This is a genomic window from Streptomyces sp. NK08204 (genome assembly GCF_020400585.1).
Taxonomy (GTDB): domain Bacteria; phylum Actinomycetota; class Actinomycetes; order Streptomycetales; family Streptomycetaceae; genus Streptomyces.
Genome location: NZ_JAINVF010000011.1, coordinates 94887 through 107980 on the forward strand (window position 1 = coordinate 94887; position 13094 = coordinate 107980).

Below are 13094 nucleotides of genomic sequence, written 5' to 3' on the forward strand. Positions count from 1 at the left end.
TCACGCTCCGAATCGGGCTTTGAGGCCGTCGAGCACGGCGTTGAGCACGTCTCGGTCGACACGTTCGGCGCGGGGAACGGGTTTCCTCGCGATGATCAGGCCGCTCTCCTCCAGCTGTGCCAGCAGAATCCGGACGACCCCGAGCGGCAGGCGGGTGTGGGCGGCCACCTCGGCCACGGCGAGGAAACCCTCCGCGACCAGTTCCAGAACCTGACGGGCCTCGGGCGAGAGCGTGCGTGCCGCGGCGGCGGCGCCCTCACTCGCGGACACCAGGGCCGTTCGCTCGTAGGCATGCTCCGGTGGCAGGGAACGCCCGTTCGTGATCACGAAGAGCGGGACTAACGCGGAGGTCAGCTCCAGTTCCTCGTCGTGCGCGTCGCTCACGTGCGGCTCACCTCCCCGCCCGGTGCCAGGTGCCGGCCGAGGCGGGGCACCACCTGGTGCAGTCGTGTGGTGAACTCCTCGATGTCGGCGTCGTGCTGCGCGGCGGCGGCCAGGAAGGCACCGTGGCCGGCCGAGATGAGGAAGATCCACCCGTGCTGGAACTCGATGACCGTCTGCCGCCACCGCGCGTCCGGCTGGGCACCGGCGAACTGTGCGGTGGCCCGGCTGTAGGCGTGGATGCCGGTCATCGCCGCGGAGATGGTGTCCGCCAGGTCCTGGCTCATGCCCGTGGTCGCACCGCGGGGCAGACCGTCGCCGCCCAGCAGGACCGCGTGCCGGGCACCGCGCACGTCGGCGACCGCCTCGTCGAGGTCGGCGAGCGCGATGCCGGTGCCGCCGATGGGCGCCTGGCCGCCTCGGGGGCGCCCCGGGCGGTCCGCGGCGCCTTCCGCGTTCACTCGGGGCGGCGAGGTGAGGTTGTTGCCGAGCCTGGCGACGAGCCGGTGCATACGGAAGGAGATCTGCTGCATGTCGACGTCGGGCGCCGCAGCCGCCGCCAGATAGGCTCCCTGCCCGGCTCCGATCAGGAAGATCCAGCCGTGCGAGAACTCGATGATCGTCTGGTTCCACTGCCTGTCCGCGCCGGGTCCGGCGAAGTGGGACGTCGCCCGGCTGAGTGACTGCATGCCCGCCATGGCGGCGGAGATCGTCCGCACGTCCTTGTCGGCCATGCCTTCGGTCGCCCCGCGCGGCAGGCCGTCCGCGGACAGCAGGACGGCGTGGCGCGCCCTGGGCACGTTGGCCACGATGTCCTCAAGCATCCACGACAGGTCTGTCGTCATGCGTCATCGGCCCCTTCGAAGGGAGCCACGGCGAGGTTCCGGCCCGAGAGTGTGCCGCGCTGGAAGGCTCCCAGGCTCCGTCCGGCCGCACGCCCGGCCTCCTCCGTCGCCGCGGCGGCGGGCGGATCGGTGGCGTCGGGGACGCTGGCGATGGGCACCTGGCGCGCTCCCCGCCGGGGCAGGCCGTGCGCGGTGCGCGCCACGGGCTCCGGTCGTGCGAAGGCCTCGCGGGCGTCGCCGGTCCGGTCGTCGTCGACCAGGGTCGTCTCCTCCTCCGTCCACAGCTCTTCCGGCAGCAGTACGACCGCACGGACACCGCCGTAGCGGGAGATGCCGGTCACGTCCACCCGGAATCCGGCCTGCTGCGCGAGCAGACCGATGACCGGGAAACCGAACTTCGGCTGGTTGCCCAGCTGCGACAGTCGGGGGCGGTACTCACCGGAGAGCAGCTCGGACGCTCGCTGCCGTTCCTCGTCGTTCATGCCGACGCCGGCGTCGTCGATGATGATGCACAGGTTCTTCTGCACCCGCTGGAACGTCACCTCGATGGGCGAGCCCTGCTGGGAGAAGCTCGCAGCGTTGTCCAGCAGCTCGGCGACGGCGAGCGCGACGGGCGAGACGGCGGACGCCTTCAGCGCGAAACCGGTCTGCTGCATGATCTCGACGCGCCGGAAGTTACGGATCTGTCCCTGCGCGCTGCGCACCACGTCGTACACGCTCGCGGGCCTGTTGCGACGGCCCAGCGGCGCACCGCACATGACCGCGATGCCCTGCGCCTTGCGTGCCATCTGCGCGTTGGCGTGGCCGACTTCGAGGAGGTCGCCCAGGACGGAGTGGCCGCCGTACTTGCGCTGGATCTCCTCCAGCAGCGCCAACTGCTCCGCGGCGAGGCTCTGCAGAAAGCGCGCGGAGCCCTTGAGGACGGCCTTCGTGCTGTCTTCCGCCGCCTCTTCGGCTTCCTGGATGGTCTTGGCGTGCTCGACGTCGTGCTGGTACAGCTCCGCTCTTAACGCGGCCAGTTGAGCATCGGCCTCGCTCAGTCTCTGCGTGAGGGTTGCCTCGCTCTGGGCCTTTTTCGCCGTTATCGCCTTGTTGCGACGGCTCAAGACCCAAGCCGCGGCGACGGCGATCACCGTCACGGCAACCAGGCACCACACAAGTGCGTCTCGAATCATGGAAACCTTTCCTGGCGTGTGGCCTGCGGCCATTGGCGGCTGGGCCCCGGCGAGAGAGCCGGCACAGCCGGATCGGGCCGACTCGGCCGCCGTCGAACCGAGAGCCGGAGCAACGTCAAGGAGGCGCGCCCGAGCCGGGTCGACCAAGGTCACAGACGCCGGGATGTTATCACTCGCACGGGGGAACCTCTGTAACGCGCATTGACTCAACAGCCCTGGCCTTGGGGCTGGTTACGGGCATTTGCCCGGGCAACACGGGCATCCCGTACGGGCGGTGCGAACGGTGCGGATACCCCTGGCCACGAGGCCCCCGCGGAACAAGTCCCGGGCCTCTGCGGGACGTTCACGGGCTGTTCATCGGCCACTCCTGCCGCTGCGGGGTGTCCGCCCGGCGGGGCGGAGAAGGGGGGCCACACAACGGTGACGAACAACTGGCTGATTCAGCCCACTTGACGAGCGAACGCGTCGTAGGCGCGGTCGTCGAAGAGGACGAAGCGGACCTCTTCGACCGCCGTCCGCGTGCCGCGTACGGTCTCCACCGCGATCCGCGCCGCGTCCTGCATCGGCCACCGGTAGACGCCGGTGGAGATCGCCGGGAACGCGACCGTGCGGGCGCCCAGTTCGTCGGCGACGCGCAGGGATTCGCGGTAGCAGGAGGCGAGCAGGGCAGAGCGGTCGTCGGTGGCGGAGAAGACCGGGCCCACCGTGTGGATCACCCAGCGTGCGTCCAGTTCGCCGGCCGTGGTGGCGACCGCCTGGCCGGTGGGCAGGCCCTTGCCGTACCGGGAGGCGCGGAGCTTGCGGCACTCCGCCAGGATCGCGGGGCCGCCGCGCCGGTGGATGGCCCCGTCCACGCCTGAGCCGCCCAGCAGCGAGGAGTTGGCCGCGTTGACGATCGCGTCGGCGCTCTCCTGGGTGATGTCGCCCTGGACGAGGGTGATGGTGGTCATGTCTGTCTCAGTCTCCTCCACACGGCCTTGGCCGCGTTGTGCCCGGACATGCCGTGCACGCCGGGGCCCGGCGGGGTGGCCGAGGAACAGATGAAGACGGCGGGGTGCGGGGTGCCGTACGGGAACAGGGACAGTTTGGGGCGCAGCAGGAGCTGGAGTCCGGATGCCGCGCCGCAGGCGATGTCGCCGCCCACGTAGTTGGCGTTGCGGGCGGCCACCTCCGGCGGGCCGGCGACGGCGCGGGCCAGGACGCGGTCACGGAAGCCGGGCGCGAAACGCTCCAGCTGACGCTCCATGGCGTCCGTGAGGTCGCCCTGCCAGCCGTTGGGCACATGCCCGTACGCCCAGAAGACGTGTTTGCCCTCGGGGGCGCGGCTGGGGTCGACGACGCTCGGCTGGACGGTGATCAGGAACGGCCGGTCGGGTGCGCGGCCCTCGCGGGAGGCGGCACGCAGGGCGGCGTCGATCTCGGCGCGGCCGGCGCCGACCTGCACGGTGCCGGCGACGCGGGCCTCGGGCGCGGTCCACGGGACCGGTCCGTCCAGCGCGTAGTCGATCTTGAAGACACTGGGGCCGTAACGGTAGCTCGCGTAGTGGCTGCCGAAACCGGCGATGCGGGCGAGCGCGGTGGGCGAGGTGTCGAAGACGTACGCCCGCGCGGGCGGCAGGTCGTCCAGCCGCTTGACCTCGTAGTCGGTGTGCACGGCGCCGCCGAGGTCCTTGAGGTAGGCGGCAAGGGCATCGGAGATCGACTGGGAGCCGCCCCGGGCCACGGGCCAGCCGCGGGCGTGCGCGGCCAGGGCGAAGACCAGCCCGATGGCGCCGGTGGCCAGGCCGTCCAGCGGGGCGATCACATGGGCGACGAGACCGGCGAAGAGGGTCTTGAAGCGCTCGTCGTGGAAGCGGCGCATCAGCCAGGTGGACGGCGGCAGGCCGGCCAGGCCGAAGCGGGCCAGGGTGAGCGGGTCGCGTGGCAGCGCGGTGAGCGGCAGGGACATGAAGTCGCGGGCCAGGGTGTCCCACTTGGCGAGGAACGGCTCGACCAGCCTGCGGTACGCGCCCGCGTCCCGCGGCCCGAAGGAGGCGGCCGTCTCGGCGACCGACCGGGCCAGCACGGCCGCGGTGCCGTCCGGGAAGGGGTGCGCCATCGGCAGCTCGGCGTGCAGCCACTGCAGGCCGTACCGCTCCAGGGGCAGCGCGCGGAACGCGGGTGAGTTCACACCGAGGGGGTGTGCGGCCGAACACGGGTCGTGCCGGAAGCCGGGAAGGGTCAGCTCCTCGGTCCGGGCACCGCCACCGACGGCCGACTGCGCCTCGAACAGCGCGACGGAGAATCCCCGGCGGGCCAGCTCCACGGCAGCGGTCAGGCCGTTCGGCCCCGCACCCACCACAACGGCATCGAGCATCGACGGCACCTTCGGACCCCCTCGTCAGCCGACGGCCACTCGGGATCAGGATATGCCGGGGCACTGACAATCCCCGGGACCGGGGGCCGTCCCGGGCCGGCCGGGACGGCCGAGGGCGGACCTGCGTAGGTCGGGACAGGCTCAGGAGGCCGTGTGCAGGGCCGTGTGCAGGAGGGTGGCCACTCGGCGGGCGGTGGCTGTGTCGCGGGCAGCGGTGAACGGCAGTGCGTTGCCGCCCGTCACGCGGAACGACTCGCCCGTGCCGGTGAGGTGGGCGCCGCCCGCCTCCTCGACCAGCAGCAGCCCGGCGGCGTGGTCCCAGGCGGCCTCCCAGGAGAACGCCACCGCGTCCAGCTCGCCCCGGGCGACGGCGAGATACTCCAGGCCCGCCGAGCCGCAGGGGCGCGGGGCCACGCCGTCGGTCCACAGGGCGCACAGCGCACGCTTCTGCTCGTCGGTGGTGAAGTCCGGGTGGGAGGTGGCGACGGCGAGGTCCCGCCCGGGCGCGGGCGACCCGGCGGACAGCGGCTCGCCGTCGAGGAAGGCTCCCTGGCCGCGTACGGCCAGGGCCAGCTGGTCACGCGCGGGCGCGTACGTCCACGAGGCGAGGACGGTGCCCCGCTGGGCGAGCGCGACCAGGGTGCAGAAACCGTCGTCGCCGTGCACGAACTGCCGGGTGCCGTCGACCGGGTCGATGATCCACACCGGGGCGTCGCCCTGCAGCGCGTCGTATGTCGCCGGGTTCGCGTGCACGGCCTCCTCGCCGACCACCAGCGAGCCGGGCAGCAGGGCGCCGAGGACGTCGGTGAGGCACCGCTCGGCGAGGCGGTCGGCGTCCGTGACCAGGTCGTGCGGTCCGCTCTTCTGGTCCACCTCGTGCTCGGCCAGACGGCGGAAGCGGGGCAGGATCTCGGCCGCGGCGGCCTTGCGGACCGCTTCCTCCACGTCGGCCGAGTGGCGCGCGAGAAACTCGTCGATGGTTTCCGTCATTGCTTCGATCATGCGTCCATGAGACCACGCATCCCTGACAATCCCCGCCCGCCCGGTGCACGCGGGGTGGAATCCGGATGAAGAACAGGGGTCGCGGTCAGCGGTTGTCCACCCCGGCCGTCAGCGGCCCACCGCGTACCCCTGCATCCCGCGCGGGTTCGCGGCGGCCGACAGCACGCCCGTCTCCGGGTCCCGGGCCACCGCGCACAGCCGCCCCTCCGACCAGGCCGGACCGACGGTGACGCCATGGCCGCGCCGCCGCAGCTCCTCGACCACCGCCGTGGGCATCCGGGACTCCACCGTCACGCTGCCGGGCCGGTGACCGCGCGGGTGGAACGAGCTGGGGAAGGCGTCGTTGTGCCAGTTCGGGGCGTCGATAGCGCCCTGGAGGTCGAGGCCGCCGCGGACCGGGCCGCGCAGGACGGCGGCGAGGAAGAAGTGCAGCTGCCACTGGTCCTGCTGGTCACCGCCGGGCGTACCGAAGGCCATGACCGGTACGCCGTCGCACAGCGCGAGGGACGGGGTGAGGGTGGTGCGGGGACGGCGCCCGGGCGTGAGGGAGTTCGGCAGGTCCTCCTCCAGCCAGGTCATCTGCAGCCGGGTGCCGAGCGGGAAGCCCAGTTCGGGCACGACCGGGTTGGACTGGAGCCAGCCGCCGCTCGGCGTGGCGGAGATCATGTTGCCCCAGCGGTCGACCACGTCGAGGTGGCAGGTGTCGCCGCGGGTGGTTCCGTCCGCGGCCACCTCCGGTTCACCGGCCGCCCCCATGACGGTGGGCTCCCCCACCCCCATGGAGTTGAAGCCGGGCTCATGGGGCAGGCCCCCGCCCGCGCGTGCCTTCGCCGGCAGCCGCGGTACGCGTCCGCCGGGGCTGCCGGGGCGCAGGTCGTAGGAGGCCTCGGCGCCGAGGAGCGCGCGCCGCCCGGCGTTGTAGCCGTCCGACAGCAGCTCCGCCAGGGGCACCTCGGCGGCGTCGCCGTACCAGGCCTCGCGGTCGGCCATGGCGAGCTTGCAGCCCTCGATCAGCAGGTGGACGTAGTCGGCAGAGCCGTACGCGGGCAGCTCGGGCGGAAGCAGGGCGAGCTGCTGGAGGAAGGCGGGGCCCTGGCTCCAGGGGCCTGCCTTGCACACGGTCCAGCCGTTCCAGTCGTACGTCACCGGCGCCTCGTAGGCCGCCGACCATCCGGCGAGGTCCGCCTCGGTGAGGGTGCCGGTGTGCCGTTCACCGCTGGTGTCCAGGGTGGGGCGCCGGGACTGCCGCAGCAGGGCCTCGGCGATGAAGCCCGATCGCCACACCTCGCGCGCGGCGTCGATCCGGGCCTCCCGGCCGCCCGCGCGGGCGGTCTCGGCGAGCAGCCGCTGCCAGGTGGCGGCGAGGGCGGGGTTGCGCAGCAGCGCGCCGGGGCGGGGCGCCTTCCCGCCCGGCAGGTACACCTCGGCGGACGAGGTCCACTCGGTCTCGAACAGCGGGCGTACGCGCTCCACGGTCGCGCCGACGTTCTCCACGGGCGCGTGCCCGTGCCCGGCGTACCCGATGGCGTACGTGAGGACCTCGTCCAGGGACTTCGTGCCGTGATCGCGCAGGAGCAGCAGCCAGGCGTCGAAGGCGCCGGGCACGGCGGCGGCCAGGGGGCCCGTGCCGGGTACGAGATCCAGGCCGAGCCCCTGGTAGTGCGCGACCGTGGCGCCCGCCGGGGCCACGCCCTGCCCACACAGCACGCGCACCTCGCCGCCCGCCGGGGCGAGCAGGATCGGTACCTCGCCGGCCGGGCCGTTGAGGTGCGGCTCGACGACGTGCAGCACGAACGCGCCGGCCACGGCGGCGTCGAAGGCGTTGCCGCCGTCCTCCAGGACCGCCATCGCCGACTGGGAGGCCAGCCAGTGCGTGGAGGACACCATGCCGAAGGTGCCTCGAAGTGTGGGTCGAGTCGTGAACTGCATCTCCCACCTCGGTGTTCACGTGCGTCCGCCGGCCTGTCCCCCATCGAATATCTCATCCGGCGCCCGGTCAGGCGGACGGTCTTCTACGGCCTGCGCTCAGGGCGGGGTGTGCCGTACCAGCGCCACTTGGTGAGGCGCGGCCGGCCGGGAAGCTCTGCGCGACCGGTGGCCCAGAGCAGGGTCGGCCACCGGTCGGTGTCGGTCGGAGCATCGGGAAAGAGCCGGGCCAGCACGCGATCGCACAGGTCGGCAGGCGGCGTCCACTGCGTACCCAGGCCCTCGGCGACGTCGTGGGTGTGCACCAGGACCTCGACGATGCCCATCGCGGCGAAGCCTTCGGGGTCGGCTGCGCCGAAGATGTGGTGTGCCCGGACCGTGGGCGGCGTGGCGCGGACGATCGCGGACAGCAAGGCGCCGCCGGCCTCCAGTACTTGCAGCAGACCGGCTGGACCGGCCTCGCGGTCCGCGAAGACCGCGTTGGCCGGGCCGCCCGGCCTCTTCCGGCTCCACGCGAAGGGGACGTGGGTGTCCAGTGGTGGGTTCGCCGGACCCAGTTGGACGGCGTAGGAGAACAGGTCGTCGGCGAGGTGCTCGACGGTCTCCCAGCAGTCCCACTCCAGGGAACCTGCCTTGAGGCTCCAGTCGGGAGCGTCAGCCCCACGCAGAGCGGCGAGCGCCAAGCGGACGGCTTGTTCGACATCGGCCGCGGTGACCGGGCCGCTCGGTGGTCCCTCTGCTACGGACATGACGGGACCGTACCAATGATCATCAGCGGTCCGGGAACACGTTGTCGAGCCGATCGTGACCACGATTTATTGACGTGCCCTTGACCGCTTCCTCCAACTCCGCTCAACAGGTGGGGGCTAGGCTCGCCAGGCGACTCATGTCCCTGCGCCGTCGGACCGTACCTGCGCCAGCACCGCCCAAGAAACAACGCCGTTTCGGAGTTGGGGGAATTCGCCATGCGCATTCGCACAAGAGCGTCTCTCGTGGCCGCCGCTGCTGCGTTCCTGCTCGTCGCCACGGTGGACAGTTCCGCAGCCTCGGGCGACAGCCAGCCCGTCCACCTGGTCTCGCCCGGCGACCCTTACGCCGCCTGCGACATCAGCGGCGACGGGCCCGGCACCAACTACCCTTCCACGGAGGACGAACCGTACGTCACCGCCTCCCCGCGCGACCCGCGTGACGCGGTCGGCGTCTTCCAGCAGGACCGCTGGTCCAACGGCGGCGCCCGGGGCCTGACCGCGACGTACACCCATGACGGGCGGCACTTCACCGAGACCCCGCTGCCGTTCTCGCACTGCGCGCCGGGCGGGCTCGACTACCAGCGGGCCTCGGACGGATGGGTGAGCACCGGCCCCGACGGCACCGTCTACGCCAGCGGGTTGGTCCTCGACGCCACCGACGCGCGCAACGGCGTGGCCGCCTCCACGTCCTACGACGGCGGGCGCACCTGGACCCACACGGTCCCCCTGATCGAGGACACGCAGATCGAGTTCGCAGACGACAAGAACTCCGTCACCGCCGACCCCGTCCACCCCGGCGTCGCGTACCAGGTCTGGGACCGCATCGACGAGGACGACTCCGCCCAGGTCTACGACGGACCCGCCTACATCTCCCTCACCCGCGACGGCGGCCGGCACTGGACCAAGGCGCGACCGTTCGTGGACACCTCCGTCGTCCCGCACTCGCAGACCATCGGCAACGTCATCGTCGTCGACCCGCGCACCGACACCCTCTACGACGTCTTCGACTGGCAGACGTACGACATCGACTACACGACCGGTACCTTCACGCCCACCGACCTGCACTTCGCCATGGTCAGGTCGACCGACCAGGGCCGTACCTGGAGCAAGCCCGTGACCATCGCGAGGGACACGGCCGTGGGCGAGGTCGACCCCAACGCCCCCGACGACCCGGCCAAGGCCCTGCGCGCGGGCGGCGACCTGCCGAGCGTCGCCATCGATCCGCACACCGGTGAGCTGTATGTCGCCTATGAGGGATCGGACTTCAACGGCGGTGCCTACAACTCGGTGGAACTGACGCGCTCCACCGACGGGGGTCGTACCTGGTCCGCTCCGAAGCGGGTCAACTCCGTCGCCTCCGCGCCCGCCTTCACGCCCTCCATCAGCGTGGACGCCCGCGGGACAGTCGCGATCACCTATTACGACCTGCGCTACCTCACTCCCGGGAACACCGCGACCCTGCCCACCGCCGCCTGGCTGGTCACCCTCCCGCACGGCGCGGAGAACGGCGCCACCGAGCGTCGCATCTCCCGCGTGTTCGACTGGCTCCAGGCGCCTTACGCCCGGGGTCACTTCCTCGGCGACTACGAGGGTCTCGTCACCGACGGCCCCCTCGCCGTACGCCCGCTGTTCGTCGAGTCCCATGCCGACGCGCCGCAGAACTCCACGGACGCCTACAGCGGACTGTTCCCCAGCGGTGCGGGTCACGGCCCCCTCACGGTGGCCCCGGCCACCGCCGCACCGCGAGCGGCGGCTCCCCGGGCAGCCCGGCCGCACCGCATGCTCCGGTGAATCGCAGTCAGACCTCGTAGAGACCTGCCGCGACCGGCAGTTCGGGTTTATGCGTGCTATGAGGTAAACACCCACCCATTTTTCCTGTGCACCCTTTGTGTGACTGTTGTGGTCACGCCAAGATCCTTCTTGCGCCGGGGCACCCCCATACGCCCGGCGCAGGGAGGAGAGGGCATGCTGCCCCCGAAGCACCAGCGACGGTTCATAACCTGCACCGTCGTGGCCGCCGCGTTCGGACTGGTGAGCACCCAGTCGTTCGCAGCGTCGACCGACACCAGACCCAGGCCCTGGCAGGCGCGCCACCAGGCCGCGATGGGCCGCCAGCACATCAAGGCGGTGCACGCGGGCCGGGGATTGTCCGCCTTCGCCGCTGAGGACGACGAAGACGGCGCCGACGAGGCGGAGAACTCCGCCGAAGCGACAGCTCAGTTCACCGAGGCCCGCACGGCGCCCGGGGTGGTGGCCCCCGGCGCCTACGGGGCCGCCTGGCAGCAGCTGCAGTCGATGCGGCACACGCCCGGCAGCTGGGACCACGTCACGAAGAAACCGTACGACTCCGACGACCCCCGCTACCGCGACCAGAACTCCAACTCCAGCGGCGGCTCGGGCAAGGTGACCGGCCGGATCACCGGCATCGCCGCCGACGACCACGGCTATGTGTACGCGGGCGGCGCCAACGGCGGCGTCTTCCGGTCCACGACCGGCGGCGGACACTGGAAGCCGATCGCCGACAAGCTCCCGTCCCTGTCGACGGGCACCCTCGCCCTGGACGGCCGGAAGCGGCTCTGGTACGCCACCGGCGAGTCCAACACCGGGGCGACCTCCTTCGTGGGCACGGGGGTCTACGTCCTGAAGGACCCGCGCCACGGCCGGTTCCAGCCCGGCGACCGCGTGGGCGGGGCCGAGCTGGAGTCCACCGTCATCCACGCGCTGCGCTTCGCCGGCACCAAGGTGTGGGCGGCCACCAGCACGGGCGTGTGGTCGCACTCCACGACCACCCTGTCCGGTCCGTGGAAGCACGAGTTCGCCCCCAACCCGGACTACCTGCCGGGCGGTTCGAAGGCGGACGACCCGAGCGCGCCGTACAAGAACATCGCCAACGACATCGCCGTCGACCCCAAGGACCCGGACAAGGTCCTCCTCGCGGTCGGCTGGCGGGGCGGCGACACCTACAACGGGCTGTACGCCCAGCAGGACGACGGCAGCTGGAAGCCGGTCAGCGGGCTCGGTGACCTGCCGACCAGCAGTGCGGACGTCGGCAACATGACGTTCGCCGCGGCGGCCGACGGCTCGCGCCTGTACGCCGTCGACCAGTCCCCGGCGCAGATGGCCACCGACCCGGACAGCGGGCTGAAGGGCGTCTACGTGTCGAAGAACGGCTCACCGTTCGGCCCGTGGACGCTGATCGCCGACTACACCAAGCTGAAGGCGTCCGGATCCGCGCTCCAGAGCGACGGCTACCAGCCCGGCATCCAGTCCTGGTACAACCAGTTCCTCCAGGTCGACCCGGCCGACGCCGACCACGTCTACCTCGGCCTGGAAGAGGTCTTCGAGACCAAGAACGGCGGCGACAGCTGGACCACGCCGGGCCCGTACTGGAACTTCACCTTCCCCTGCTGGAGCATCGACCCGGCCAAGCAGACCGGCGACTGCTCGCCCACCACCCACTCCGACCAGCACGCGGTCGCGATCGGCAGCCACAAGGGCAAGAGCTGGGCCTACGTCGGCAACGACGGCGGCATCTACCGGCGCCCCCTGAACGGCGCGGTGGACTCCGGCGGCCACGCCAAGGACTGGCAGTCCCTCAACGACGGCACCATCGACGCCCTCCAGTACTACTCCGTCGGCGTGGGCAAGGACCTCGACCGGGGCGGCGTCTCGGTGACCGGCGGCCTGCAGGACAACGGCCAGTCGATCCTGCGCGGCCACGACAAGGTCATGGGCTCCAACTTCGGCGGCGACGGCGGCGACACCATCGCCGACCCCGCCAACGGCTGCAACATCGCCGCCGAGTACGTCTACCTCGACATGTGGGTCACCCAGAACTGCGGTGTCAACGACGGCTCGTGGACCACAGACCCGTCCAAGGCCACCGAGTACGAGGTCGCCCCGCCGGACAAGGACCTGGGCGGTGCGGGCGCCCGCTTCATCGCACCGATCACCGCCGACGCCAAGGACACCGACACCTGGGTCGCGGGCGGCCGGCACGTGTGGGTGCAGACCAAGGGCTTCGCGATCCGCTCCGGCAAGGATTGGACAGGCGCCTACGACCTCGGCGAGGGCCACGTGGCCACGGCCGTGGCCTCCTCCGGTGGCACGGTGTACGTCGGCTGGTGCGGCCCCTGCAACAACCAGGGCTTCACCCGGGGCATCGCAGTCGGCAACGCCGACGGCACCGGCTGGCACCAGCTGAACCTCCCGGTCGACGGCACCATCCCGAACCGCTACATCTCCGGCTTCGAGATCGATCCGGCCGACGCCCAGCACGTGTACGTGGCGGTCAACGGCTTCTCCCGCCGGTTCACCGAGGGCCCGGGCGCGGGCGTCGGCCACGTCTTCGAGTCCGAGGACGGCGGCGCGAGCTGGACGGACATCTCGGCGAACCTGCCGGACGTGCCCGCCGACACGGTCAAGCTCCTCCCGAACGGCGGCCTCGCCCTCGGCACCGACCTGGCCACCTTCTACCGGCCCGCCGGCGCCACGAAGTGGGAGGTCCTGGGGCACACCCTGCCCAGCACGGCGGTGATGCAGCTCCGCCTCGGCCCCGACGGCAAGCTGTACGCCGCCACGCACGGACGGGGCATCTGGTCCTTCGACGTACGGCGCCTCAAGGGCCGTAAGGACTGACCACGCTGCGTACGCCCGTCGT

The 13094-nt window shown here is 71.7% G+C and carries 10 protein-coding genes; 2 read left to right on the top strand and 8 right to left on the bottom strand.

Annotation, left to right across the window (positions count from 1 at the left end):
- From K7G59_RS18910 to K7G59_RS18945, 8 genes are all read right to left on the bottom strand, one after another.
- Positions 1-384 carry a DUF742 domain-containing protein gene (locus K7G59_RS18910; RefSeq protein ID WP_225835726.1) on the bottom strand — a complete coding sequence of 128 codons (384 nt, stop codon included), beginning with the start codon at positions 382-384 and terminating at the stop codon, positions 1-3.
- Positions 381-1226, bottom strand: coding sequence for a roadblock/LC7 domain-containing protein (locus K7G59_RS18915; RefSeq protein ID WP_225835728.1), 846 nt, complete (start codon positions 1224-1226; stop codon positions 381-383). The genes K7G59_RS18910 and K7G59_RS18915 overlap by 4 nt, the downstream gene beginning before the upstream one ends.
- Positions 1223-2401: an ATP-binding protein gene (locus K7G59_RS18920; protein ID WP_225835730.1), complete on the bottom strand. Its 1179-nt coding sequence runs from the start codon at positions 2399-2401 to the stop codon at positions 1223-1225. The genes K7G59_RS18915 and K7G59_RS18920 overlap by 4 nt, the downstream gene beginning before the upstream one ends.
- 440 nt (positions 2402-2841) lie before the next feature.
- A complete protein-coding gene (locus K7G59_RS18925) occupies positions 2842-3351 on the bottom strand; it encodes an O-acetyl-ADP-ribose deacetylase (protein ID WP_225835732.1) in 510 nt (169 codons plus the stop codon).
- Positions 3348-4757 carry an NAD(P)/FAD-dependent oxidoreductase gene (locus K7G59_RS18930; protein WP_225835735.1) on the bottom strand — a complete coding sequence of 470 codons (1410 nt, stop codon included), beginning with the start codon at positions 4755-4757 and terminating at the stop codon, positions 3348-3350. Before K7G59_RS18930 ends, K7G59_RS18925 begins: the two co-directional genes overlap by 4 nt.
- Before the next feature lie 141 nt (positions 4758-4898).
- The gene (locus K7G59_RS18935; RefSeq protein WP_225835737.1) at positions 4899-5759 is read right to left on the bottom strand and encodes an inositol monophosphatase family protein; all 861 of its coding nucleotides are present in this window, start codon (positions 5757-5759) and stop codon (positions 4899-4901) included.
- 108 nt (positions 5760-5867) lie between these two features.
- A complete protein-coding gene (locus K7G59_RS18940) occupies positions 5868-7688 on the bottom strand; it encodes a gamma-glutamyltransferase family protein (RefSeq protein ID WP_225835739.1) in 1821 nt (606 codons plus the stop codon).
- A gap of 83 nt (positions 7689-7771) precedes the next feature.
- Positions 7772-8434: a hypothetical protein gene (locus K7G59_RS18945; RefSeq protein ID WP_225835741.1), complete on the bottom strand. Its 663-nt coding sequence runs from the start codon at positions 8432-8434 to the stop codon at positions 7772-7774.
- Positions 8435-8677: 243 nt separating this feature from the next.
- Here K7G59_RS18945 and K7G59_RS18950 point away from each other — a divergent pair, with 243 nt between their 5' ends.
- On the top strand, positions 8678-10225 hold the full coding sequence (locus K7G59_RS18950) for a sialidase family protein (protein WP_225835743.1): 1548 nt from the start codon (positions 8678-8680) through the stop codon (positions 10223-10225).
- A gap of 174 nt (positions 10226-10399) precedes the next feature.
- The gene (locus K7G59_RS18955) at positions 10400-13072 is read left to right on the top strand and encodes a glycosyl hydrolase (protein WP_225835745.1); all 2673 of its coding nucleotides are present in this window, start codon (positions 10400-10402) and stop codon (positions 13070-13072) included.
- Positions 13073-13094 lie beyond the last annotated feature (22 nt).